Raw genomic sequence first — 23,331 nt, forward strand, 5'->3', positions numbered from 1 at the left:
CATGACTGCCTACGACAACGACATCTGGGTGTACCTGGAAGCGGAAGACGGTGTGGTATCGAACGTCAGCTACGAGATCCTCGGGAAGGCCAGAGAGCTCGCAGAAGAGGTCGACACCGGGGTGACCGGCGTCCTGGTGGGCGCCGGAGACGACCTCGACGGGCTGGCGGAGGCGGCGATCGCCCGCGGTGCCGACGGGGTCGTGCAGATCGAACACGAACTGCTCGACGTCTACCGGCCCGAAACGTACGTCGACGCCGTCGAGGGGGCGCTCCTCGAGGGCGATCCCGCGATGTTCCTGTCGCCGGCGACCAACGACGGGATCGGGCTGGCCGGCAGGCTGGCGGTCCGGCTCCACGCCGGGCTCAACGCCGACGTCGTCAGGCTGGAGATCGACGACGACGGGAGCCTCGTCGGCGGCGTCCCCGCCTTCGCCGGCGGGATCCTCGCGATGGTGAAAGCGAAGGGCAGACCGCAGATGAGCACCGTCCGACCGGGGGTGTTCACCGCGCTCGAGCCCGACGACTCCCGGGAGGGTGACGTCGCGGTTCGCGAGCCCGACCTCGACGAGGCGGACCTCCGCACGGAGATCCTGGACCGGGAGGTCGGCGAGACCGTCGACCTCCCCGGCGCGGACGTGGTCGTCTGTGCCGGTCGCGGGTTCGACGGGGATCTGGAGCTGGCGCGAGAACTCACTGGGGCGCTCGATGGGACGCTCGGGGTAACTCGGCCGCTGTGCGACGAGGGGCTCGTGTCCCGGGAGCGACAGATCGGCTCGACCGGCTACTCCCTGCAGGCGGACGTGGCGATCTGTGCCGGTATCAGCGGTTCGGTGTACTTCACCTCCGGCCTCGACGACGTCGACACCGTGATCGCGGTGAACACCGACCCCGAGGAGCCGATCTTCGATCACGCCGACTACTGTATCGAGGGCGACCTCTTCGAGGTGTTGCCGCCGCTGATCGACCGACTGGAGGCCGAGGGGGTGATCTCCGCATGACGCTCACCGTCGCCGTCGCGGTGAAGGTCGTCCCCAAACCCGAGGAGGTGAGCCTCGACGAGGAGACGATGACGATCGACCGGGAGGACGCCGACTCGCAGCTGGATCCCGCCGCCAAGAACGCCGTCGAGATGGCGCTCCAGCTGAAGGACGCGGCCCTGGAGGCCGGCGAGGACGCGGAAGTGATTGCGGTGTCGATGGGGCCGCCGTTCTTCGAGGAGCACCTCCAGGACGTGGTCGCGATGGGCGCCGACGACGCGGTGTTGCTCTCGGATCGAGCCTTCGCAGGCGCCGACACCTACCCGACGAGCCGGGTGCTCGCGGCCGGCGTCCGGAAGGTCGGCGACGTCGACCTGGTGCTGTGTGGCGAGGAGTCGTCGGACTCCTCGACCGGGCAGGTCCCGCCGGGGATCGCCGAGTGGCTCGACGCCGCCCAGGTGATGGCCGTAAGCGAGGCGGAAATCGAGGACGGGAGCCTGCGTGCGGTCCGGACGAAAGCCGGGGGCGAGGAGACCGTCCGGGTGCCGCTTCCGACCGTCGCGAGCGTGGAGTACGGCGTCAACGATCCCCGATTCCCCGACTTCAAGCGCAAGCGGTGGGCCGAAAACGAGTGGGAGCTCACCGTCTACGACGCCGGTGATCTCGACCTGCCGGAATCGGAACTCGGGCTGGACGGCTCCTACACCGAGGTGGCGGATCTGGAGGCGATCGAAGGCCCCGACCGCCTGGGCGAGTGGGTCGAGGGCGACCCCGAAACGCAGGCCGACGAGATCGCGTCGGTGCTCGCAGAGCGGCTCTAGCCCGGCTGTCGGCACCGCTCTCGATTGGTAGGTTCGCGAAAAACGAAAACGAAATTACGACGCGTCGAAAGACGACGCGTCCGTTCGAATCAGTTACTGCACGCGGACGACGTTCGTCGCGCGGGGGCCCTTGGGGGCCTGTTCGATGTCGAAGTCGATCTCGGTCCCTTCGGACAGATCCTCGCCGCCAACGTCCTCCATGTGGAAGAACACGTCGTCGTCGGAGTCGCCAGTCGAAATGAAACCGTAGCCGCCAGTGTCGTTGAAGAAATCAACAGTTCCGTTTGCCATTGCAATTACACGTGGGATAGTCACGCGGTTAAGGGTTCCTATCTGTCCACGAAACTCTGGATCTAGCATTCGAATATAACTTTTTTGCCCTCTGTTCCGGATATTCGTCCTCGAATCGGCAGTTCTCGCGAAAAAAGTGACTGGTTCGGTGAAACGACTGGAAGCTCCTCCGGGATCTTGGCTTTCGACGGGACGGCAACGCCTTCGGCCTCCCGCTTCGACGGTCTTTTCCGCGTCGCTCTCGTGTCACCCACGTGAATTCTACAGACGTTCGGCGCAGCTGGGCGGAGCGCTCGGGCGAGTACTCCCCGGCGTACTACGCCTACTACGGGCCGAACGAGACGAGCGAGCTCCTTCGAGGTCTCCTCGCGCGCACCGTCGGCACCGACGCGTCCGTCCTCGAGGTGGGGTGTAGCTCGGGCCGACACCTCTCGCATCTCCTGGACCACGAGTTTTCCGATCTGTCCGGTATCGAGGTCAACGAAGACGCTCTCGACGTGATGGCCGAGACCTATCCGGCCCTCGCCGCCGAAGGGACGTTCTACCTGGACGCGGTCGAGGACGTCGTCTGCGGCTTCGAGGACGACCGGTTCGATGCGATCTACTCGGTGCAGACGCTCCAGCACCTCCATCCGGACATCGAGTGGGTCTTCGACGAGCTGGTCAGGGTCGCGGGGGAGCTGCTCGTCACCGTCGAAAACGAACGCCAGGCAGTCGGCGACGGGCGAGATGACGCCGCGGATCCGTCGGGCGACCCGCCGGTGAGCCACGTCAACGACGAGTTCCCGCTGTACCACCGCAACTGGGGGAACGTGTTCACTGCCCGGGGATGTCGGGAGGCCGACGTCGGGGCCGAACTCGGGGTCGACGTCCCCGACGATCACAGGGAAACCGTCCGGGCGTTCCGACCGCCGTCGGAGGACGGGGGCCGGACGGGTCGCTAAGCCGGGTTTCGATACCGCACAAAAACATCGTTGGTGACGAACCGCGTCGGGGTCGGACGCTACTCCTCGATGTGAATCGCGGGCCGACCCGGCTCGGCCGTTCGGGCGACGTCGTCGTCGGCCTCCTCGGCTGGGAGCACCCGCACCGGCGCCTCGAACTCCCGTTCGATCAGCCAGGCGGCCTCCCGGAGCGCCTCGTACTCCCGCTCGGGCGGCAGCGTGAGCGTGAGCGCCTCGCGTTCGGCGTCGAGTTCCTTGCCGTAGTCGGCGGCGGCGTCCCCGTGCTCGCGGATCTCGGCGTCGCCCATCAGCTCGGAGATTAGGTTGTCCGCGTCGCTCTCGACGGCGATCTCGAGCGCCCGGAACTTCCAGCCGGGCGTCACGACGACATCGATCCGCTCGGGTTCGGAGATTCCGGCGACGTCGACGATCTGGCGGACGTCCTCGCGGGTGTTTTCCACGAGCTTCCGGCGCTCGTCTGCGCCCTCGACGTCGCCGACGGGTTCTGGCCAGTCGGCGTCGACGAGGAGCCCCTCGTCGACCCAGTCGCTTCCGCCGTCGGCGTCGCCGAGGGCGTCGTACAGCTCCTCACACAGGTGTGGTGACACCGGCGCCAGCAGTTTGACCGCGGCCACCAGCCCCCGCTCGACGGTCGACGCGTGGGGCTGTTCCCCGCGTTCTTCGGCGTGTTCGCGGTACTGACGGAGCGTCCGCACCAGCTTCTGGGCTTCCCGCAGCGCGGTGTTGAACGTCAGCGTCTCGTAGTCGGCTGTCGCGGCGTCGATCGTCGCGTCGATCTCGCTTTCGACGTAGTCAGCGACGGGCGTACGGTCGCCGTTCGGGCGGTCCGAGACGAACGCCTCCACCTCGTTTTTGAGCCGTGCCAGGAACCGGTAGGTCGACCGGACGCCCTCCTCGCTCCAGTCGAAGTCGCGTTCCGGCTGGGCGGCCTGCATCATGAACAGCCGGGCCGTATCGGCGCCGTACTCCTCGACGATGCGCTGGGGGGAGACGACGTTGCCCTTCGATTTGGACATCTTGCTCCCCTCGAGCTGGACCATTCCCTGTGCGAGCAGGTTGGTGAACGGTTCGCGGTGCTCGAGCCCCTCGTGGTCGGCCAGTACCTTGGTGAAAAACCGCGAATAGAGGAGGTGCATCACGGCGTGTTCGATCCCGCCGACGTACTGGTCGACCGGCATCCAGTCGTTTGCCCGCTCCAGGTCGAACGGCGCCTCCTCGAGGCCCGGCGAGACGTACCGCAGGAAGTACCACGAGGAGTCGACGAACGTGTCCATGGTGTCGGTCTCGCGGACGGCCTCGCCCCCGCACTCGGGACAGGTCGTCTCCTTCCACTCGTCGGCTTCGTCCAGCGGGTTGCCGGTGGTATTTATAAACTCCGGCAGCTCGACGGGCAGCTCCCCCTCGGACACCAGCACCGGGCCGCAGTCGTCACAGTGGACGACCGGGATCGGCGTCCCCCAGTAGCGCTGCCGGGAGATGCCCCAGTCGCGCAGCCGGTACTGGGTTGCCTCCTCGGCGCCGGGGGTGTCTTCAGTGATCCGCTCGCGGGCGGTCTCGCTGTCGAGCCCGGTGTAGTCGCCGGAGTTTACGAGCACGCCGTCGTCGGTGAACGCTCCCTCGCTGACGGCGGGCGCTTCGGGGGCGGTCTCCCCGTCCCAGTCGTCGGGTTCGGGGGCGATCACGGGATCGATGTCGATCCCCATCTTCGAGGCGAACTCGTGGTCGCGGTGGTCGTGGCCCGGAACGCCCATCAGCGCACCGGTGCCGACGTCCGACAGCACGAAGTCGGCGACGAAGACGGGAAGATCCTCGCCGGTGACGGGGTTTTTCGCCGTCAGGTCGGTCCGGACGCCGTTGGGTTCGTCGCCGTCGGGATCGGCTTCGTGATGGAGGAACTCGTGGACGGCGTCGTCGATCTCGATCAGCTTCTCGGTGATCGGGTGGTCTGGCGCAAGCGCGAAGAACGTCGCGCCGAAGACGGTGTCGGCCCGGGTGGTGAACGCATCGACGGTGCCGTACTCCCGGCCGTCCCCGTCCGCTCCCTCCGGTCCGGAGATCTCGAACGGGAGGGTCGTCCCGTACTGTCGACCGATCCAGTTGCGCTGCATCTGCCGGACGGAGTCGGGCCACCCCTCGAGTTCGTCGATGTACTCGACCAGTTCGTCGGCGTACTCGGTGATCTCCAGGAACCATTGGGACAGCTCCCGCGTCTCGACGGGCGTGTCACATCGCCAGCACAGCTCCGCGTCGCCCTCGACTTCGACCTGCTCGTCGGCGAGGACAGTTTCACAGGAGGGACACCAGTTGACGTCGGCGTCGCGTCGCTCGACGAGCCCCTCCTCGTAGAAGCGGCGGAACAGCCACTGGTTCCACCGGTAGTACTCCGGCGTACAGGTAGTGACTTCCCGGTCCCAGTCGTAGCCGAAGCCCATCGACTCCATCTGTCCTTTCATCGTCTCGATGCAGTCGAACGTCCAGTCCCGGGGGTTGGTGTCCCGTTCCTTGGCGGCGTTTTCGGCGGGGAGGCCGAACGCGTCCCACCCCATCGGGTGGAGCACCTCGTCGCCACGCATCCGTCGGTACCGGGCGTAGGCGTCGGTTATCGTGTAGTTCCGGACGTGCCCCATGTGGAGCTTCCCGGAGGGATATGGGTACATTCCCAGGACGTAGGTCGGATCCTCGGCGTCGTCCGGGATCCGGTACGCGTCGGCCTCGTCCCAGGCCTCCTGCCATCGTCGCTCGACTGCCGTGTGGTCGTAGCCCTGTTCGGACATGGTGATCGCTTGTACACACGTCCTTCCGTCTCCGTCCTATACCTTTCCATCGAACATCCCGTTTCCCAATCGATCTTCCCTTCCGCGAGAGTAGCGCCGCCGTCAATGGCTCAAACGGCCGTTTGTGCTATCGCTAACTTGAGTGTATATTCGCTCCCATGAACGGCTATGCGACGCAGAGAACTGCTTGCAGCAGGCGGTACCGTTGCGACAATTACCCTGGCTGGCTGTGCAGGTACCAGGGCCGACGACGGTCCGAACGACTCGGATGGAGCCGGCAACCCGTCGGTCGAGGACGTGGACGAAAGCGGCAACACTAGAACCGTGATCGTCACCAACACCGGCGAGGTCGCTGACGACCCCGATATGGCCGTGTTGCGGGCCGGCGTCGAGTCGCGGGCCGACACTGCACCCGAAGCACGCGACGAAATCGCGACCAGAGCCGAGGAGCTGGTCGACGCGCTCGTCGAGTACGGCATCGACGAGGACGACATCACCACTCGACGCTACTACATCCGCGACCGAATCGACCGACAGCGGATGGAAGCAGACGGCGTGCGTCCCGGAGATCCCGACGTGGACGAAGCGGAGTACACCTACTACCAGGGGAGTCACGACTTCGAGATCGAGATCCACGACGTCGACACCGTCGGCGAGGTAATCGACGTCGCAATCGACGCCGGTGCAGACGACGTCGGGCGGGTGACCTACACGTTGTCGGACGACAAACGCGAGGACCTCCGGGAGGACGCGCTCCGGCAGGCCATCGACGGTGCGCGCTCGGAGGCCGACACGATCGCCGCCGAGGTGGGTGCAGAGATCGTCGAGGCGACCGTCGTCGACGCATCCGAGGGGCGGATCTCCCCGGTCCGTCACGACGCGATGATGGTCGCCGAGGAGCCGCAGGCGACGCCCGCTCCCGACGATTCCCCGCAGACCGGGCTCGAAACCGGCGAAGTCACCGTCACCGCCGAGGTCAGGATCCAGTACGAGATGGCCTGAACGCCGCCTGGGTCCAACGTACCTAGAACTTCTCGAGCAGCCGTTCGTAGAACGTCGCGTCCGACTCGCCGGCGAGCTTTTCGACGATCAGCTCCGGGGTCGACCTCGCGAGGTGGTTTCGAACCGGCGACCGCTCGACGACGAGTTCGCCGTCTTCGAGCCCGACCGCCTCGATCCCGTCGACGGCGACCGAGAAATCAGCCGCCTCCCGGATCTCCCGGGCGAGGTGGGAGACGAAGACAGCGGTCGCGTCCTGTCTGTCGAGCTCCTCCAGGATGCCGGCGACGATCTTCGCGCTCGCGCCCGGCTCCGTGATCGACTCCAGTTCGTCGACGAGCACCAGCCTGTCGTCGGCGCCGTCGACGAGGTCACCGAACTCCCGGACGGTCGACTCGAAGGCGCCGGCGTCCAGCGTCCCCTGGGATTTGGCGTAGTAGTGCAGTCCCGAAAACCGGCGCAGCCGCGCCCGTTCGGCCGGCACCGGCAGCCCCATCGCCGAAAGCACCGCCACCAGTCCCAGCAGGTCCAGCGTCGAGGTCTTGCCGCCGGAGTTGACCCCCGAAAGCAGTGTCACCCCCGAGACGCCGTAATCGACCGGCTCGACCGCCTCGAAGTCGACGTCCAGAAGGGGAGATCGGCCGCCGACAACCTCGATTCCGGGGGCGTCCGTCGGATCGTCGCCCCGACCGTCGAGTTCGTCGCCCCGACCGTCGAGTTCGTCGTCGAGAAACGTCGGCATCGTGCAGTCGTACTCCCGGTAGAACCGCGAGATTGCGAGCTCGACGTCCAGTTCGAGCGCGTCGGCGACGAGCGTCTCGACGGGCTCTCGAAGCGCCGCCAGATCGGCTGCGAGCTCCGTTTTCAGCCGGGCGGCCCGCCGGTCCCGCGCCGCCGAAAGCTCCGTGCGGAGCCGCGAAACTGCTTGCTCGTTTCGCTCGACGGGGAACGTCGGCTCCCCGCCGAACACGCGTTCGGCGAGCTCTGTCTCACCATCGGACAGCGCCAGCGCGTCGACGAGCTGCTCCCGTGCCTTCCGGATCGCCTCCTCGTACTCCTCGTGAAGTTCCCGGGAGAGCAGCGAGTCCACCCGGGCGCCCTGCTCGACCAGCGAGAGGAAGTCCCGTCCCTCGATGGTGACGTCCCGCTCGCCGATGGCCGCCCGGAGGTGGTCGTTGGCGACCGACTCGGCGGTCCCGACCGCCGCGTCGAGGTCGTCGACCGCCCGCGAGAGCCGATCGAGTTCTTCGTCGCCGACGACAGTGCCGTCCTCGTCGACGCGCGCGAGCGCCCCGAGAAGTCGTTCCGGATCGACGGCCGGCTCCAGGTCGGCCGCCTCGTGAACTCGGACGGCCGCCCGCAGCGGCTCCCGGTTGTGTGCGAAGAAGGACAGCAGCCGTTCGGGAACGATCTCCGCGGTCGTCTCGAGGTCCACGCTCTGGCCGTCGGACTCGGAATCGAGCTGGACGTCCGTCCGGACCTGCACGTCGCCGGCGACGTCCATCCCCGCGAACGCCTCGTCGAGCACGATCACCGTCGAGTAGGACCGGGCCAGCTCCGCGACGTCCTGTCGGTCCTCGATCACCTCGACGGACAGCTCCGGGAACCGTCGCTCCGCGGCGGCGTATCGCTCCGCGTCGGCGGTCGCGAGACACCGCTCGCGAACCCGGGTCGGCGAGGGCGTCTCCAGCGGCTCTACCCCTTCGAGTGCCGCCGAAATAGTCTGATCCGGCTCCCGTTCGATCGCCTGCCGGGTGAACTCCCGGGCCTCCGCGATCCGGGAGGGGGACGCGCTCGGATAGAACGTTTCCAGGCGCTTTTCGGCGTAGTCAGTCTCGGCCCGCCGTTTGAGCAACCCGAGCGCGTCCCGGTAGATCTCCCGGGCGCGGTCGGTCGCGAGAAAGCTCCCGTCGTCGCCGTGTCGTCGCCGGATCGCACCGCGGGCGATGACGGCGGCCCGCCCCTCCGAGATGCCGGGAGCGCGGGCGATCGCGGCGACGTCGCCCTCCCGGAGCGCTCGCTTGGGATCCTCGAGCTGTGAAAGCGCCGACGCGGTCTTCTCCCCGACGCCCGGCACGTCCTCGAGCTCCATCTATCCGCCCGTTACCGCGGGCACCCTCAAAAGGCTGCGGGTGGCCGGTCCGGAGCCCGCCCGGGCCAGTCGTGGCACAGCTTTTTGCCGACTCCCGCCGACTCACGACTGTGAACTGGGGGATCCTGCTCGCCGGTCTGGTCGCTGCCGCACTGCTCTCTGCGGTCGTTTACTACGACGCACGCTCGGTGCCCGTCCCTCGACCGCGTCTCCTCGCGTCGGTCGTCTTCCTGAGCCTCGGCGGCGCGGCTGCACTGGCCGCGATCTTTCCGGAGATCCCGCCGGCTGGGCTGCTGGTGGTCGCCATTATCGGTCCCGCTGTGTACCTTTTCGAGCGGGAGGATGCGCGCCGCGGGAAGGAAACCCTCGACCCTCACAGCCTCCCGAGCGGCGGCACCGACGAAGAGCGAAACGAGAAGTGACTTGCCGGATCAAAGCCCCGCGAGCAACTCGCGGGTGACTTCGGCGTGGGGCACGACGTCACCGCCGTAGTCGGCCGCGAACGCTTCCGCGTCGTCGCCGTCGGAAAACGTGATCACGGCGCTTCCCATCGCCCCTTCGACGTCGCTGCCGGCGACGAGGACGAGCCCGGAAGCGTCGGCGAACGCCTCTGGCTCGAGATGGGCGGTGATGACGAGCGAGTCCCCCTCGCCTTCGACGCCGTAGTCGACGGCGGAGTAGTCGGTCAGGTAGGTCACCTGCGGCGTCTCCCCCCGATCGTCCGCGTCGAACACGTAGTTGTAGCTGCATTTGCTGCTGCAGAACCACGCCGGACCGTCCCGACCCTCCGGGACGTCCCCCTCGAAGTACGTCTGTCCGGCCGGTCCGGGGTGCTCGCTGATCACCATCCCACATTGATCGCAGCTCTGGTCGCCGTCGAGCGCGACCGGCTCCGGGACCTCCGAGCCGAGACAGCCGGCGAGTCCGCCCACCGAAAGCGTGGCGGCCGCGGCCGCCCCCGACAGGAGTCGCCGACGGGTAACCACCGTCGCAGGACCGTATTCCCTCATGGAGTAGCGTTAGCGACGAACTTAAATAGACTGTCTGGTACGACCGACGAAACGGTTCGTCTCCGGCCCCCGAGATCACGCATCGATCGTCCGGGCGAACGCGTCGGGGAGACGCGCGTAAATCTCCGCGTTGGCCTGCAACGCCTCGAGGGTGGTGTACTCGTCGATGGCGTGGGCGGTGTCGGTGCCGAGCGCGAACTCGACGGTCGAGATCCCTGCGTTTCGCAGCTTCTTGGCGTCGCCGCCGCCCGTCGCGCTCCGGCGATAGATGTGCTCGCCGGTGACGTCCCTGGCGAGGGTAGCGACCGCCTCGACGATCGGGGCGTCGATCGGCTCTGCAGTTCCGACCGACCAGCTGGCGTCGTCGATCGTCACGCCCTCGATGTCGTCGATACACTCCCGGACGTCCGCGAGGATCCGGGGCGTGTCGACTCCGGCGGTCAGCCTGACGTCGAGCCGGGCTCGTGCGGCCTGCGGCACGCTGTTTATGGCCTCGCCTCCCTCGATCGTACCCAGGTTGACCGTCGGGCGGGTGAACAGTTCACGTGCGGCGTCTCTCTCCATCGCCGGGGCGTAGTAATCGACTGATTCCTCGACGATCGGCTCGATCGCGGGGTCGAGATCGAACGTTCGGGCGGGAAGCCGATCGCGGATGCGCTCGATCGCGGTCCACAGCCTGTCGATCGCGTTCTCCCCCAGCATCGGCCGGGAACCGTGGGCGGCCTCGCCGGTCGCCGAAAGTGAAAGCCAGATGCTCCCCCGGTCGGCGACTGCGACCGAGTGGTTGCCGCGCTCGCAGGTCGTCTCGCCGATCACGCAGGCGTCGGCGTCGAGCCGTCCCGACTCCAGCAGCGTCTTCAGGCCCGCACCGCCCGTCTCCTCGTCGCTGACGATCGCAAACGACAGCGTCACCGGCGGGGTCGTTTCCGTTTCCCCGAACGACCGGGCGGCGAGCAACATCGACGCGAGCGGCCCCTTCATGTCGGTTGCCCCCCGGCCGTACAGCCTGATTTCGGTGTCGCCGTTTTTCGAGACCTCGACGCGCTCACCCAGGGGGTCGTACGCCCACGCCTCGCGGTCGAACGGGACGGTATCGACGTGGCCGTTGAAACACAGCGTCCGATCGGTTTCCCCGGGAAGCGTCGCGATGAGGTTCGGTTTCGCCGAATCGACGGCGTACCGTTCCACTTCCAACCCCCACTCGAGGAACGAATCTTCTAGGCTGTCCACGAGCCCCCGGGTTTCCCCCGGCGGGTTCTGCGTGTCGACCGACAGGAGCTCCAGCGCGAGATCCGCGAGGCGCTCTTTGTTCTCGCGGGCGAACGCAAGCGGCTCCGAGGCGTGGGGCATGACTCTCGACCGAAACTACTCCGGGTTCGATTAAAAATGTGTGGTTAGTACAAAACTACGAAACCACGAAGTGACCTAATCGTCGGCGCTGGTCGGCGTCCCGACCGTGGCGCGCTGGCTCCGCCAGACGCCCTGGAGATACGCGCCGACGAACATGCCGGCGATCGCCCACACGATCGGCCAGTTGCCGATGCCGACGCTGGCGTAGGCGGCGCCGGGACAGATGCCCGACAGCCCCCAGCCGACGCCGAAGATCGATCCGCCGACGAGCACGCTCCGGTCGAACGGCTTGAGCCGTCGACCGTAGCCGTCGCCTGTCAGGGGCGCCCGATCGCGGAGCCGCGGCACCACCGCGAACGTCACGCCGGTGACGATCGCGGCGCCGAACATGACGAACAGCAGCCCGAAGTCGGTGAACTGCAGGAAGTCGAGGACGACTTCCGGTCGCGCCATGTGGCTGAATCCGAGGCCGAATCCGAACAGCAGCCCCCCGGCGAAGATCAGGGGCATGAACAGCGGGTGTCGGCCGGATCCGGACGATCCACTCATGGCGTCACCCCCAGCGCGGCGACGAGCTGGGCCGTTCCGATCGCGACGATCAGGAACGTCACGACGCCGACGAGCGAGGTTTTCGACCGCGAGCCGACGCCACAGACGCCGTGTCCGGAGGTACATCCCTTGCCGATGCGGGTGCCGATACCCACGAGGATCCCGCCGAAGAACAGCCGCCACGGCTGGACGTCGGTCGTCCACGCGCCGCCCTGATAAACGACCGCGTAGACGGCCGCCCCGAGCAGAATCCCCGCGGTGAAGACGACACGCCAGTCCCGGGAGGGGCGATACTGCTGGAACCGGGACTGGTCCGAGGCGTACGACAGCGTCGACTCGAGGAACGTGCTCGCGCCGGGGATCAGACCGGTGCCCAGATAGATCACCACGACGCCCAGCCCGACGAACAGGCCCCCGATGGCGTATCGGCTGATCCCGTGGGGGAACAGCGCCTCGTAGGAGGCGCCTCCGAGAAGCGCCCAGACCAGCGTTCCGAGCGGTTCGATTGCCATCACTGTCCTGCGATCAGTCCCCGGTCAGCGCGTCCTGGCTGGCCGCACAGTTGTTCGGTCCCAGCTCGAGGGTGAACGCCTCGTCGTCGTCGACGGACTGCTGCCCGAGGTTGGTGGCGATGATGTCCTCGTAGTTGGCCGGGCGCGGGGGCATGTCGGCGAGTACGATCTCGACGAACTCCTCCTCGTCGACCGAAAGCGCCTCCATGGTCTCGACCAGCTCGCCGATCGGCGCCGTGTAGGTGCCGTCAGCGGCGGGCTCGGCGGCGTCGCTGAAGTGGGCGCCGCCAACGAGGACGTCGTCGGACAGCGTCAACACGCGTTCCTGGAGCGACTCGTACAGCTGGCGGGCCGCGTCGGGGGCCCCCTCGTCGCCCTCCTCGAGGTCAGGCCGCGCGACGCTTTCGACGAACAGCCCGTCGCCGGTCGCGAGCAGGCTCCCGCCGATCAGGTAGGAGGTCATGCCCGTGGTGTGTCCGGGCGTAAACACCGTCTCGATCGTGACGTCGCCGACCTGGAACTCGTCGCCGTCGGCCGCCTGCGTCAGATCGTCGGCGTAGGTGACACCGCGGTCGACTGCGGCCGCCGGGATGACACCCTCGACGCCCTCCTCGTCGAGGTTGCGGACGCCGGAGATGTGGTCCGCGTGAATGTGGGTGTCGATCGCATACTTCAGTTCGACGCCGAGCTCGGCGGCGTCTTCGAGGTATCGGTCGGTGAACGCCCGGAGCGGATCCACGATCGCGGCTTCACCGTCGTCGTACACCAGGTACCCGAGACAACCGCTGGAGGGGCGCTGGTACTGCAGGAGCGTCCCCGGACCGTCGTAGCGCTCGACTTCGACGGCCTCGTAGATCGACGCCCAGCCGTTCATCCCTTCCTCGAGGTGGTTCACGTCGTAGCCGCGCTCGATGAGCGTGCCGGCCACGTACTCGCTCGCTCCGCCCTTCGCACAGAGGACAGTAATCTCCTCGTCGTCGGGAATCAGCTCGAGTACCGACTCGTCGATCTCGTCGTCCAGGAACTCGTAGTAGGGTACGTTGATGCTTTCGACGGTGGGCCCGTCTATCCGCCACTCCTCGTAGTCGCTTTCCATCCGCGTATCGAGGAGGGTGACTGGTTCGCCCGCGTCGATCTGCTCCTTGAGTGCTTCAGGGGTTATCGACTCCACCGGAACGTCCGGAGTCGGGAAGTCCATCTCGTCCATGTACATCCCCTACTACCGGATGCACCTCCATAAAACTTTGTATAGTATTTCCTTTTCAGCACAATACCATTGAGCCAGCCCCGGACGGTGACAAGTTACGTGATTGCCCACGCGACGCGCGGATGAATAAGTTATATAAAAGCTATGTAAATATGGGTGCGGAAATCGAACCTTCGGTCAGAGGCTTTTTAAGTATATTTTTGACACTGATCCGTTCGACGTTCCGTCGTGAGTGACGCTCGCATCTTTTTAAGCCATCCACGAAAACGATCCCGTTACCGGACAGCAGTATTGTATACACAACACAATCTTTTTAACAACCCAGCGTATATTGTGTGATAGACCCAACACGGGTAGACGAACGATGAGCACGGAATACACTGTCACGGAGACGCTCGACGTAAAAGGACTCAACTGCCCGATGCCTGTCGTGAAAGCGAAGCAGGCGACCGACGACCTCGACGCCGACGAGGTGCTCGAGATCGTCGCGACAGATTCGGGAAGCATGAGCGACATCGAGGGCTGGGCCGGCGGTACCGACGGCGTCGAGCTGCTCGAACAGGAAGAACGCGAGGAGGGCGGAGAGACGTTGTACGTCCACTACGTCCGGAAAACCCAGTGAAATGAGCACCGAAACGCCAGATTCGGAGACCGCCGACGACGCCGGCTCCCCCGCCACCGCCGACGCGGAACCGAGCGTCGAGGAGATCGACCCGGCGGAGCTTCAGGCGCGCATCGAGGAGCTCGAAGCCGAGCTGTCGGAGGTAAAAGCGGCGACCGACGACGGGCAGAAGTCGATGACGATCATCTCTACGAAAGGGAGCTTCGACATGGCGTATCCCCCGCTGATCCTCGCAAGTACCGCGGCCGCGTTCGGGTGGGACGTCGTCGTGTTCCACACCTTCTGGGGACTGGACATCCTCCACGAGGAGAAGTCCAGGGAGCTCAAACTGAGCGCCGTCGGCAACCCGAGTATGCCGATGCCGAACGCGCTGGCTGCGTTGCCCGGCATGGACTCGGTTGCGACCAAGCTGATGAAGCGCCGGATCGAGGAGAACGGCACCGCGACGATCGAAGAGCTGCTCGAACTCTCCCTGGACACCGGCGTCGATCTCCAGGCCTGCCAGATGACGATGGATCTGATGGGCTATGAAGCGGAGGACCTCCACGACGGCGTCACGACCGACGTCGGCGCTGCGACGGCGCTGGAACACATGGCCGACGCCGACGTGCAGCTGTTGATCTGATCTCTGCTGGCGGTTTCGAGCACCTCTCGCCACAGCACGAAACTCTTATGCGCGCGCCCTTGCAACCGCGAGACACATGTCCGTTCGACTTCTCGATTTCCACGCCGACTGGTGTGGCCCGTGCAAAACGCAGGACCCGATCCTCGAGGAGCTCTCCGAGGAGTGGGGCGACCGCTTCGAACTCGTCAAAGTCGACGTCGACGAAGAGCAGGACGTCGCAAACGAGTACCAGGTACGCTCGCTCCCGACCCTGATCGTGGAAAACGAAGACGGGATCGTCGACCGGTTCGTCGGCGTCACCCAGAAGGAGGACCTCGAGGTCGCCCTCGAGGACGCCGGCGCCTGAATCGGGCCGCCCCTCTCGGCCGTCGCTTCTCGCAACTGTTAACAACACACCGCCAGTACAGTGACCATGGCCAAGTTCGAACCCGCAGAGCGCCGCACACTGGACAAACTCATCTGTATGCGCTGTAACGCCCGGAACCCGACGCGGGCGGACAGTTGCCGCAAATGCGGCTACAGCCGTCTGCGTCCGAAAGCGAAGGAACGACGCAGCGCCTGATTCTGCTGTACGGCTGCAGATCGCACAGCTACAAAGCGATCCGCCGCAGAACGCACCACTGCTTTTCCGGGCGGAACTACCGAGCAGCGACTGCGATCGAAGCTGCGATATGCTGTGCCATTCGTCAACACACCACCCGAAACCGCCGGCAGGGCTTGCCGTAACTGACAGTTATAGAAGTCGTTGGCTGTATGCGTGTTATACATGACTCGTGGGTTTCGAACGGAGAGTCTCCACGCCGGGGCCGCCCCGGACCCGGCGACCGGAGCGCGTGCGACGCCGATCTATCGGACGACGTCCTACGAGTTCGGCGACGCCGACACCGCCGCCGACCTGTACGCGCTCCGCACTGACGGGGACGTCTACTCTCGCATCTCTAATCCGACGGTGCGGACGCTTGCATCCCGGCTAGCCACGCTGGAGGGGGGCGTGGGCTGTGTCGCCACAGCCTCCGGGATGGCTGCGATCGACTCGATCACGACCGTCCTCGCACGCACCGGGGACAACGTCGTCGCCGCCGCGGAGATGTACGGCGGAACGAGCACGTACTTCCGGACGATCGCGTCGCGTCGGGGGGTCGACGTGCGCCTGGTCGATCCCTGTTCGTACGACGAGTACGCGGCGGCGATCGACGACGACACCGCGTTCGTCCACGTGGAGACGATCGCGAACCCGTCGCTTCTCACCCCGGACCTCGAGCGGCTCGCCGACGTCGCCCACGAGCACGCTGTTCCGCTCGTCGTCGACAACACGTTCGCCACGCCGGCGCTGTGTCGGCCGCTCGAACACGGCGCCGACGTCGTCTGGGAGTCGACGACGAAGTGGCTCCACGGCGGCGGCACGACGGTCGGCGGCGTCGTCGTCGACGGGGGGACGTTCCCGTGGGACCACCCGGAGGCCGACTACCCCGAACTCTCCGGCGAGAACCCCGCTTTCGACGTCGACTTCGCGGAACGGTTCGGCGACGCGGCGCTGACGCACGTCCTCCGACACCGGGCGCTTCGGATCCTCGGTAACGGCCAGTCGCCCGACGACGCCTGGCAGACGCTCCAGGGAATCGAGACGCTGCCGTTGCGGATGGACCGCCACTGTGAGAATGCCGTGATCGTCGCCGAGGAACTGCAGGACGATCCCCGCGTCGACTGGGTGAGCTATCCGGGGCTGCCGGAGCATCCGACCCACGACAACGCAGAGCGATATCTTGACGGGTTCGGGGGAATGGTGACGTTCGGGCTCTCTGCGGGGCAGGCGGCGGCACGGCGGTTCTGCGAGTCGGTCGAACTTGCAAGCTTCCTCGCGAACGTGGGCGACTCGAAGACGCTCGTGATTCATCCCGCCAGCACCACTCACGCCCAGTTGACCCCGGACGAACAGCGCGAGGCGGGGGTGCCGCCGGACATGGTTCGGCTATCGGTCGGCATCGAGGATCCGGCCGACATTCTCGGCGACATCGACGCGGGACTGCGGGAGGCGACAGAATGAGGGACAGGATGCGGAAGCAACCGACAACTGGGGACGACACGATGACAGCGCAACCGACGACAACGGACGCGACACGATGACAGAACCAACGACATCGGAAGGCGAGCCTGCGGCCGACGGCGGACGTCGCGAGGAGACCGCACACGAATCGGACGTGATCTCGGTCGGCGAGTTCACCTTCGAGTGCGGGGAGTCGATTCCGGACCTGGAGGTCGCATACGAGGCGTACGGCGAGTTCGACGGCGACAACGCTGTGCTGGTGTGTCACGCACTCACCGGGAGCCAGAACGTTGCCAGGACGCCGGAGGCAGACACCGGGCAGGCCGGCCAGGCGCGGGCCTGGTGGGGCGACGTCATCGGCGCGGGCAAGTACGTCGACACCACCGAGTACTACGTCGTCTGCGCCAACGTTCCGGGGTCGTGTTACGGGACGACCGGACCGTCGAGCGAGGGGCCGGACGGCGACCCCTGGGGATCTGACTTCCCGCCAGTGACGGTCGAAGACTGGGCCAGAGCCCAGCGCCGACTCCTGGACGAACTCGGCGTGGGGCGGCTGCACGCAGTGATCGGGGGAAGCGTCGGCGGGATGAACGTCCTCGAGTGGGCCAAACGGTATCCCGACGACGTCCGGCGGATCGTTCCGGTCGCGGCGGCGCCCAGGCTCGACGCGCAGTGTCTCGGACTCGACGCCGCCGCCAGGCGGGCGATCCGGGCGGATCCGAACTGGAACGGCGGCGACTACTACGGCGAGGCTCAGGAGCCGCCGAAGCGCGGGCTCGCGATCGCCCGGCAGATCGGCCACGTGATGTACCACTCGAAGGCGTCGATGGAGCGAAAGTTCGGCCGGCGGACAGCCGGTCGAGAAGCCGCAGCGAACGCCGGCACGGAGTTGTTCCCGCAGGATCACGCCGGTGCGTACTTCCCGTACCGGGAGGTGGAGTCGTACCTCGACTACCAGGCTGGCAAGTTCGTCGAGCGCTTCGACGCAAACACGTATCTGTATCTCACGCGGGCGATGGACGAGTACGACCTCGCGGCCGACTACGGCTCTGACGCGGCGGCGCTTGCGGCGTTCGAGGGGGAGGCGCTGGTGATCTCCTTTACGGGCGACTGGCATTTCACCGTCGAGCAGTCCGCCGAGGTGGCCCGGGCGTTCCGGGCCGGAGACACGCCGGTCGCCCACCACGTCGTCGAGTCGGATCACGGCCACGACGCGTTCCTGGTGGAACCCGAGAACGTCGGCCCGCCGATCCGGGACTTCCTCGCGGAGGGTGTCGAGGGCAAGTCGGTAACCGACACCAAAATCGACGAAGCGTAACCGACAGGTGGCCGCGATCGCGGCCCGTTTGTGGAAGTACTTTTCACCGAGGAGAGAGTTCAGGAGAGTAATGACGTTCTGGGGGGACCAGCGGGCGCAAGCGCTACAGGTCGGAGCCGTACTCCTGTTCGGCTTTCTGATCGTCGGGCTCGCGGTGTACCAGATCTCGGTGGTGCCCGAGCAGAACCGCCAGGTGGAGTTCGACGCCTACCAGGACGCCGCTCGCGACGTGGCCGACCTCCGGGGGGACGTGATCGCGAGCGCGAGCCGCGACGTGACGTCGACGACGACGGTCAAGACCGGCGCGCGATACCCTCCGCGGGCGGTGTTCGTGAACCCGCCACCATCGACCGGGAGCCTCGGGCTCGGCGATCCGACGACCGTCCGGATCGAGAACGCACAGGCGGTCAGCTCCGAGGACGCCAACACGCAGGCGTACTGGGACGGCACCGCACGGGAGTTCGAGACGAAGCCGGCCCGGTTTGCCCCCGCCTACAGCGACTTCGAGGGGCTCCCGATCGTCGTGACCGGCGAGGCGTCGTTCCGGGACGCCGGCGACCGCCTCGTCCCGGCCGGCGGGCAGACGCTCCTGCAGGGCGACCGGCTCCAGTTGATCGCGATCGACGGCGACATGGACGCGAGCGGGCTGGAAACGCAGGTGACGACCGACCCGATAAGCGCCGCCGAGCGGACGGTCGTCGTCGAGGGCGAGGGCGACGAGGACATCACCGTCGAGATCGCGCCCGGGAGCGACCCGGCGGCCTGGAACGAGACGTTCGGCGACCGCCTGCTCGACCGCGAGGACGTCGTGGCGGTCGAGGCCCGGGACGAAACGGTCGCAGTCACGCTCGATGGCGACCGGAACTACCGGCTCAAACTGGGCAAGGTCGAACTCCGCGAACGCGGTGACGTCGTGAGCGCCGACGAACCCGGCGTCGCCTACGTCGTGGCGAAAAGCGACGAGGTGTCGACGATCGCACAGGGGGCGAGCAAGGTGCTTCGGGTGGAGGTTCGGGACGCGTTCAACAACCCGGCGGCCGGAGTCGACGTGGAGTTCGAAATAACGGAAGGGAGCGGGGAATTACTGTACGAAAACGTGAAGACGACCGAACGTGGAGAAGCGAGAACAATGTTTTATCCCGATTCCGATGAGTCTGAGATCACAGCAACAGTATCTGCTGCGGAGACTGGTGTTGATGAGAAGGTCTTCATAGTATATCGTATCGATCCAGATGACGGAGGGCCTGGAAACGGAGGGCCTGGAAACGGAGGGCCTGGAAACGGAGGGCCTCCGTGGACAAGGTAAAGGCTATCAGCATGAATTCGTCCGAGCAGGTACCAATGCTGTCGCGCGACTAGTCCACTTTATTCCTCGTCCACGACTTCCGGATCCGCAAGCGCCGACTGCAGCGAGTCGAGGCCGTTGATCCACTCGGAGACGAGCCCGTAGTCGATGTCTTCGGCGATCTGGACGTCGAGTTCCGTGCCGTCGATCACCAGCGTCCCCGCCTGGACGACGTAGCCCAGTGCGGCGTCGAGGTCCTCTTCGTGTTCAGCGTCGGCGGCGGCTCTGAGGTACTCTTCGACGGTGCCTTCCTCGACCGCCCCGCCGACGACGAACTCTTCGGCGGCGTAAAAGACGGGGACGAGGCTTGTCTGGACGCCGTCGATCAACATCAGCTTGTCCTCGTCGTCGAATTCCACCTCGGTGAGTACGATCTCCCGGACGTCGTTGATCTCCTCGACCGCGCGGTCGTCGTCGATCCGGCCCTCCTCGTAGGCGGTCAGAATCTTCGCGACCGCGATGGCGGCGTCGTCCTGGAGGTTCAAAAGCAGGCGCGCGGAGTCCTCCTCTTCGGGGTCCAGTTCCTCCTCACGGAGGCGTTCGATCCAGTTCTGCCAGCGTTCTTCCGAATAGAACGACTCGACGGGCTCGTCCTCGGTCATGTCCAAACCCTTCGTTGCTGCGTTCAAATGCCTTTCTTCTCCACGTTCGTGCGTGGATCCCTGGCGTGACCAGCGGAACCGCAGGACTGAACGATGGTTCTCGCTATTCCGCCGACTCGGCGGCCCCAAGCGTCGCCTCGGTGTCGACGTCGTACGCGAGCGCCGGCGTCTCGACGTGCGCGCGCCGAACGGCCTCCTCGTGGCCCTCCTCGAGCAGCCATCGGACCCGCCGTGGGACGGTTTTCGGCCCGAGCACCGCCCCCGGCCGGTCGGGGTCGTCGACGAAGTCGGTCTCCATCAGGAACGGCGCGTCGGACTTGGCCGCGACGCGGAGGCGCTCCGTTTCGCTCATCACGCTCGGGATCGGCCCCGCGAGGCGTCCACCGGCGTAGTGTTTGACCACCCGCGTCCGGTCGAGCCCCCTGTCTTCGGCCCACTCGGCGATCTCGGTGAGGTCCTCGGCGCCTTCGGTGTGGAGCTGGACCGCACAGTCGAGATCGGCTGCGAGTTCGAAGGCGCGTTTCATCACCTCGTTTGCGGCGTCCATGACTGCCGGCTCCGCCTCGTAGTGCGGTCGCCCGGACTTGAGGGCGAGCGCCCGGCCTTCCGCGACGTACTCGGCGGCGATCTCCAGTCCGCCGGCCATCAGGTCTGCTGCCTCCTCGGGCGTGAATCCCCGATCGTCGACGAGCCGACTGATCAGGGTCGGGTGTACGCCCAGGACGGGCCATGCCGTGCCGGGCAAAAGCGACGACGCCTCCGCGACGATCCCGATGGTGGTTTCGAACACCTGGCGGAACTGCTCGGGCTCGTCGGGTTCGACGTCGAGGTGCCAGGAGGGTTTGTTGACCACGAGGAGGTGGGTGCCGCCCAGCCGGACGAAGTCCCGGACGGCGTCCATACCGCGTCCGCGTTCGGGGTCGAGATGCAGATGGTTGTCCAGTACTGGCGTGTCGAGTTCGTCCATGAGGAATGGGTCGACCGCGGGATCCATAGGGGTTCTCGTTGACCTGTCGAATACAGCGTCCCCTCGACCCGGGTATGCATTCAGCATAAGATAGCGCGGAGCCCCCTTCCTCAACGAGCAGCGCAGAGAGACGCCTGTCTCTCAAGCAGCGCAGTAGGGAGGGGAGGAGCGCGTCACGCTCTCCACCAACACTGCTCTCTGCACTCGGCCAATTCCCCAATACCTAATAAAAGAATTTAACTGAATAGAAAACATTGAAACACGTATGGAAGTGCGTCGAACGTTGCCGGTCAAACTCCTCGTAACCGACAGCGACAGAGACGCACTTCTCGAAACCATCGACCAGTACAAACACTGTGCTAACGAAACCAGCGACCACTGCTGGGACGAGAACGACTACAAGAAAACAGCCAAGTACGCTGTCAAAGACGAGCTCTACCGCGACCTGAAAACAGAGCACGACTTGACGGCGAATCTCGTCCAGCAAGCCATCTTCCAGGCCGGTGAAGCCGTCAAATCTGGCGTCGAACGCCTCGAAAAGAACGAAGACACCAGCCAACCCGAGTTTACCGCTGACACCGCTCGGTACGACAAACGCGCTGCAACCTTCCACACCGACCACGTCTCGTTGTCCACCGTGGACGGACGCATCGAGGCCGACTATGTTCTCCCAGCAGACGAGACAAACACACCGTTCGAAGAATACCTCAACGGCGACGAGTGGGAATTCCGTACCAGCACACTCCACTACAAGCCGTTCGACGACGAGTTCTGGCTGCACATCGGCTTCAAACGGGTCGAGGAAGACACCGACAGCACCCATACTGACGCCGCTGTCCCTGAGCACAATACAGTCCTTGGGATCGACCTCGGCGTCGAAAATCTTGCTGTCGCGTCAACCGGGCGGTTCTGGACGGGCGACGAACTTGACCACTGGCACCGCGAGTTCCAGCAACGCCGTGGAAACCTCCAGCAAGCAGGCTCACAGGAGGCCCACCGCACACTCCAGCGTGTCAGCAAGAAGGAAACGGCCTACTACAAGCAGTATCTCCACATCGTCGCCAACGAGATTGTCGAGGAGGCGGTCGAAAACGACTGTTCGGTGATCGCCTTCGAGGATTTAACTGACATCCGCAAACGAGCACAGGGGGCGACGTGGCATCACCGCTGGCGGTTTAACCGCCTGTATGAGTACGTCGAGTACAAAGCGAAGGCCTACGGGATCGACGTTGAGGAGTTGGAGCGGAGTCCGCAGGCGAAGACGGTGCCAGCCTACTACACGTCCCAGCGATGCAGCAGTTGTGGGTTCACCCACGAGGACAACCGCCCCACGCAAGAGCACTTCGAGTGCCAGAAGTGTGGCTACGAGAATCACGCCGACTACAACGCCGCCAAGAACGTGGCAGTACGCTGCTGTCGGCGGCTACTCCGCCGCAACCAGACCGGGGGCGACGGAGGCGCACCCGTAAACGTTGCGCTGAATGGCGGGACGATGACCGTGACCGTGTAAGCACCGAAGCCCCTTGGACGGGGAGACGGGCCTCTCCGGGCCACCGGTCTTGGTGGCCGGAACGGGAGTCCACGTCAAAGCCCCACCCTCAACGAGCGAACCGCGTATGCGATGAGCGAAGTAGGGTGGGGTAGTTTACATACGGGAAGTTCTTTTGAGAGGGCATCTCGCCTCTCTCGTTGGGAACTGGTATTGGGGCTTTATTGTGTTCCCAGTGAAACCATTAGTATGGCGCTTGATGTCGAGGTTCCGGAATCACCAGACCTCTCGAACCGGGGGATGCCACGCGAGTTTGAGTGGCAGGAAGAGACGCTCGGATCGGAGGACTTCTACCGAGAGGATATCGAAGACCTGCTAGAGGAGGGTGCGTGGAAGGAGGGATTCAACGAGTGGGCCGCGTACACGAATCTCGACGAAGAGCAGGTCCGAATCGTTAGCGACCTCGGCCTGTTCCAGGCGTTCGACTTCTACTGGGACCCGACCGAAAATCGTCTTCGCTTCGACGCCCCGACGATTCCGGACGACTGGCGTAAGCGAGACGTGACCGAATCGCTCGATTCGGGCACGGTTTCGATGATCGACGGTGCGTTAGATAATCTCGGCCGGGCTGTACAGGAGGTACTGGAGAATTACCTCGAACGGAACGACGAAGCGTCCGACTTCGGTTGGGGTGAGGAGACGTACGGCAAACGCGGAGAGTGATCCCAGTGCGGTTTCTCGCCACCGCGAACCGGAGATACCAATCGCAG

At 65.6% G+C, this 23,331-nt stretch carries 23 protein-coding genes and 1 pseudogene; 14 read left to right on the top strand and 10 right to left on the bottom strand.

Going from position 1 to position 23,331, the window contains the following annotated elements; translation table 11 throughout:
• The first annotated feature begins 1 nt into the window (after position 1).
• Together RH858_RS07905 and RH858_RS07910 are read left to right on the top strand one after the other, a co-directional pair.
• Positions 2-1,000 (top strand): electron transfer flavoprotein subunit alpha/FixB family protein, encoded by a 999-nt coding sequence (locus RH858_RS07905; protein WP_310561515.1) that lies wholly within the window; start codon positions 2-4, stop codon positions 998-1,000.
• A complete protein-coding gene (locus RH858_RS07910; protein ID WP_259534673.1) occupies positions 997-1,800 on the top strand; it encodes an electron transfer flavoprotein subunit beta/FixA family protein in 804 nt (267 codons plus the stop codon). Before RH858_RS07905 ends, RH858_RS07910 begins: the two co-directional genes overlap by 4 nt.
• Positions 1,801-1,893: 93 nt before the next feature.
• Here RH858_RS07910 and RH858_RS07915 read toward each other — a convergent pair whose 3' ends face one another.
• Entirely contained in the window at positions 1,894-2,091 is a 198-nt protein-coding gene (locus RH858_RS07915; RefSeq protein ID WP_259534674.1) for a cold shock domain-containing protein, read from the bottom strand.
• 254 nt (positions 2,092-2,345) lie between these two features.
• On the opposite strand from RH858_RS07915, the gene RH858_RS07920 reads away from it, so the two are divergent.
• Positions 2,346-3,035, top strand: a complete 690-nt coding sequence (locus RH858_RS07920; protein ID WP_259534675.1) for a class I SAM-dependent methyltransferase — start codon at positions 2,346-2,348, stop codon at positions 3,033-3,035.
• 59 nt (positions 3,036-3,094) lie between these two features.
• On the opposite strand, the gene leuS is transcribed toward RH858_RS07920, so the two are convergent.
• Positions 3,095-5,830 (bottom strand): leucine--tRNA ligase, encoded by a 2,736-nt coding sequence (gene leuS, locus RH858_RS07925; RefSeq protein ID WP_259534676.1) that lies wholly within the window; start codon positions 5,828-5,830, stop codon positions 3,095-3,097.
• A 168-nt stretch (positions 5,831-5,998) separates the two neighbouring features.
• On the opposite strand from leuS, the gene RH858_RS07930 reads away from it, so the two are divergent.
• Positions 5,999-6,832, top strand: coding sequence for an SIMPL domain-containing protein (locus tag RH858_RS07930; RefSeq protein WP_259534677.1), 834 nt, complete (start codon positions 5,999-6,001; stop codon positions 6,830-6,832).
• Positions 6,833-6,854: 22 nt separating this feature from the next.
• On the opposite strand, the gene RH858_RS07935 is transcribed toward RH858_RS07930, so the two are convergent.
• Positions 6,855-8,921 (bottom strand): endonuclease MutS2, encoded by a 2,067-nt coding sequence (locus RH858_RS07935; RefSeq protein WP_310561516.1) that lies wholly within the window; start codon positions 8,919-8,921, stop codon positions 6,855-6,857.
• Positions 8,922-9,031: 110 nt separating this feature from the next.
• Between RH858_RS07935 and RH858_RS07940 the strand changes: the two genes are divergently transcribed.
• On the top strand, positions 9,032-9,343 hold the full coding sequence (locus RH858_RS07940; protein ID WP_259534680.1) for a hypothetical protein: 312 nt from the start codon (positions 9,032-9,034) through the stop codon (positions 9,341-9,343).
• A gap of 9 nt (positions 9,344-9,352) precedes the next feature.
• Here the strand turns inward: RH858_RS07940 and RH858_RS07945 are convergent, their stop codons facing one another.
• The 5 genes from RH858_RS07945 to RH858_RS07965 form a co-directional block, all read right to left on the bottom strand.
• Entirely contained in the window at positions 9,353-9,931 is a 579-nt protein-coding gene (locus tag RH858_RS07945; RefSeq protein ID WP_259534682.1) for a nitrous oxide reductase accessory protein NosL, read from the bottom strand.
• A 75-nt stretch (positions 9,932-10,006) separates the two neighbouring features.
• Positions 10,007-11,281: a M20 family metallopeptidase gene (locus RH858_RS07950; RefSeq protein ID WP_310561517.1), complete on the bottom strand. Its 1,275-nt coding sequence runs from the start codon at positions 11,279-11,281 to the stop codon at positions 10,007-10,009.
• 75 nt (positions 11,282-11,356) lie between these two features.
• Complete coding sequence (locus RH858_RS07955; protein WP_259534685.1) at positions 11,357-11,830, bottom strand: DUF6691 family protein; 474 nt, start codon at positions 11,828-11,830, stop codon at positions 11,357-11,359.
• Positions 11,827-12,342, bottom strand: a complete 516-nt coding sequence (locus tag RH858_RS07960) for a YeeE/YedE family protein (RefSeq protein ID WP_259534686.1) — start codon at positions 12,340-12,342, stop codon at positions 11,827-11,829. The genes RH858_RS07955 and RH858_RS07960 overlap by 4 nt, the downstream gene beginning before the upstream one ends.
• A 13-nt stretch (positions 12,343-12,355) precedes the next feature.
• The gene (locus tag RH858_RS07965) at positions 12,356-13,549 is read right to left on the bottom strand and encodes an MBL fold metallo-hydrolase (protein WP_310561518.1); all 1,194 of its coding nucleotides are present in this window, start codon (positions 13,547-13,549) and stop codon (positions 12,356-12,358) included.
• 364 nt (positions 13,550-13,913) lie between these two features.
• On the opposite strand from RH858_RS07965, the gene RH858_RS07970 reads away from it, so the two are divergent.
• The 7 genes and pseudogenes from RH858_RS07970 (at position 13,914) to RH858_RS08000 (ending at position 19,464) form a co-directional block, all read left to right on the top strand.
• Positions 13,914-14,171: a sulfurtransferase TusA family protein gene (locus tag RH858_RS07970; protein WP_310561519.1), complete on the top strand. Its 258-nt coding sequence runs from the start codon at positions 13,914-13,916 to the stop codon at positions 14,169-14,171.
• 1 nt (position 14,172) lies between these two features.
• Positions 14,173-14,796 carry a DsrE/DsrF/DrsH-like family protein gene (locus RH858_RS07975; protein ID WP_310561520.1) on the top strand — a complete coding sequence of 208 codons (624 nt, stop codon included), beginning with the start codon at positions 14,173-14,175 and terminating at the stop codon, positions 14,794-14,796.
• A gap of 52 nt (positions 14,797-14,848) precedes the next feature.
• Positions 14,849-15,142, top strand: a pseudogene (locus RH858_RS07980) (thioredoxin domain-containing protein); the annotation flags it as partial.
• Between the two features lie 66 nt (positions 15,143-15,208).
• Complete coding sequence (locus tag RH858_RS07985; protein WP_259534693.1) at positions 15,209-15,358, top strand: 50S ribosomal protein L40e; 150 nt, start codon at positions 15,209-15,211, stop codon at positions 15,356-15,358.
• A 204-nt stretch (positions 15,359-15,562) separates the two neighbouring features.
• On the top strand, positions 15,563-16,840 hold the full coding sequence (locus RH858_RS07990) for an aminotransferase class I/II-fold pyridoxal phosphate-dependent enzyme (protein WP_259534695.1): 1,278 nt from the start codon (positions 15,563-15,565) through the stop codon (positions 16,838-16,840).
• A 76-nt stretch (positions 16,841-16,916) separates the two neighbouring features.
• Positions 16,917-18,158 (top strand): homoserine O-acetyltransferase, encoded by a 1,242-nt coding sequence (gene metX, locus RH858_RS07995; protein WP_259534696.1) that lies wholly within the window; start codon positions 16,917-16,919, stop codon positions 18,156-18,158.
• A 70-nt stretch (positions 18,159-18,228) separates the two neighbouring features.
• Positions 18,229-19,464, top strand: a complete 1,236-nt coding sequence (locus RH858_RS08000) for a hypothetical protein (RefSeq protein ID WP_310561521.1) — start codon at positions 18,229-18,231, stop codon at positions 19,462-19,464.
• A gap of 59 nt (positions 19,465-19,523) precedes the next feature.
• Here RH858_RS08000 and RH858_RS08005 read toward each other — a convergent pair whose 3' ends face one another.
• Complete coding sequence (locus tag RH858_RS08005) at positions 19,524-20,105, bottom strand: DUF2150 family protein (protein WP_259534698.1); 582 nt, start codon at positions 20,103-20,105, stop codon at positions 19,524-19,526.
• 103 nt (positions 20,106-20,208) lie between these two features.
• Positions 20,209-21,072 (bottom strand): TatD family hydrolase, encoded by an 864-nt coding sequence (locus RH858_RS08010; RefSeq protein WP_259534699.1) that lies wholly within the window; start codon positions 21,070-21,072, stop codon positions 20,209-20,211.
• A 265-nt stretch (positions 21,073-21,337) separates the two neighbouring features.
• Between RH858_RS08010 and RH858_RS08015 the strand changes: the two genes are divergently transcribed.
• Both RH858_RS08015 and RH858_RS08020 read left to right on the top strand, forming a co-directional pair.
• Positions 21,338-22,582: a transposase gene (locus RH858_RS08015; RefSeq protein ID WP_310561522.1), complete on the top strand. Its 1,245-nt coding sequence runs from the start codon at positions 21,338-21,340 to the stop codon at positions 22,580-22,582.
• A gap of 228 nt (positions 22,583-22,810) precedes the next feature.
• The gene (locus RH858_RS08020) at positions 22,811-23,284 is read left to right on the top strand and encodes a hypothetical protein (protein ID WP_259534702.1); all 474 of its coding nucleotides are present in this window, start codon (positions 22,811-22,813) and stop codon (positions 23,282-23,284) included.
• Positions 23,285-23,331: the final 47 nt, after the last annotated feature.

Origin of the sequence: Halalkaliarchaeum sp. AArc-GB (assembly GCF_031432225.1) — an archaeon.
Classification (GTDB): domain Archaea; phylum Halobacteriota; class Halobacteria; order Halobacteriales; family Haloferacaceae; genus Halalkaliarchaeum.

Coding starts and splice junctions, on each gene's coding strand:
- RH858_RS07905 (WP_310561515.1), top strand. CDS start 2: ATGACTGCCTACGACAACGACATCTGGGTGTACCTGGAAGCGGAAGAC.
- RH858_RS07910 (WP_259534673.1), top strand. CDS start 997: ATGACGCTCACCGTCGCCGTCGCGGTGAAGGTCGTCCCCAAACCCGAG.
- RH858_RS07915 (WP_259534674.1), bottom strand. CDS start 2,091: ATGGCAAACGGAACTGTTGATTTCTTCAACGACACTGGCGGCTACGGT.
- leuS (WP_259534676.1), bottom strand. CDS start 5,830: ATGTCCGAACAGGGCTACGACCACACGGCAGTCGAGCGACGATGGCAG.
- RH858_RS07930 (WP_259534677.1), top strand. CDS start 5,999: ATGCGACGCAGAGAACTGCTTGCAGCAGGCGGTACCGTTGCGACAATT.
- RH858_RS07935 (WP_310561516.1), bottom strand. CDS start 8,921: ATGGAGCTCGAGGACGTGCCGGGCGTCGGGGAGAAGACCGCGTCGGCG.
- RH858_RS07945 (WP_259534682.1), bottom strand. CDS start 9,931: ATGAGGGAATACGGTCCTGCGACGGTGGTTACCCGTCGGCGACTCCTG.
- RH858_RS07950 (WP_310561517.1), bottom strand. CDS start 11,281: ATGCCCCACGCCTCGGAGCCGCTTGCGTTCGCCCGCGAGAACAAAGAG.
- RH858_RS07955 (WP_259534685.1), bottom strand. CDS start 11,830: ATGAGTGGATCGTCCGGATCCGGCCGACACCCGCTGTTCATGCCCCTG.
- RH858_RS07960 (WP_259534686.1), bottom strand. CDS start 12,342: ATGGCAATCGAACCGCTCGGAACGCTGGTCTGGGCGCTTCTCGGAGGC.
- RH858_RS07965 (WP_310561518.1), bottom strand. CDS start 13,549: ATGGACGAGATGGACTTCCCGACTCCGGACGTTCCGGTGGAGTCGATA.
- RH858_RS07970 (WP_310561519.1), top strand. CDS start 13,914: ATGAGCACGGAATACACTGTCACGGAGACGCTCGACGTAAAAGGACTC.
- RH858_RS07975 (WP_310561520.1), top strand. CDS start 14,173: ATGAGCACCGAAACGCCAGATTCGGAGACCGCCGACGACGCCGGCTCC.
- RH858_RS07985 (WP_259534693.1), top strand. CDS start 15,209: ATGGCCAAGTTCGAACCCGCAGAGCGCCGCACACTGGACAAACTCATC.
- RH858_RS07990 (WP_259534695.1), top strand. CDS start 15,563: ATGACTCGTGGGTTTCGAACGGAGAGTCTCCACGCCGGGGCCGCCCCG.
- metX (WP_259534696.1), top strand. CDS start 16,917: ATGACAGAACCAACGACATCGGAAGGCGAGCCTGCGGCCGACGGCGGA.
- RH858_RS08000 (WP_310561521.1), top strand. CDS start 18,229: ATGACGTTCTGGGGGGACCAGCGGGCGCAAGCGCTACAGGTCGGAGCC.
- RH858_RS08005 (WP_259534698.1), bottom strand. CDS start 20,105: ATGACCGAGGACGAGCCCGTCGAGTCGTTCTATTCGGAAGAACGCTGG.
- RH858_RS08010 (WP_259534699.1), bottom strand. CDS start 21,072: ATGGACGAACTCGACACGCCAGTACTGGACAACCATCTGCATCTCGAC.
- RH858_RS08015 (WP_310561522.1), top strand. CDS start 21,338: ATGGAAGTGCGTCGAACGTTGCCGGTCAAACTCCTCGTAACCGACAGC.
- RH858_RS08020 (WP_259534702.1), top strand. CDS start 22,811: ATGGCGCTTGATGTCGAGGTTCCGGAATCACCAGACCTCTCGAACCGG.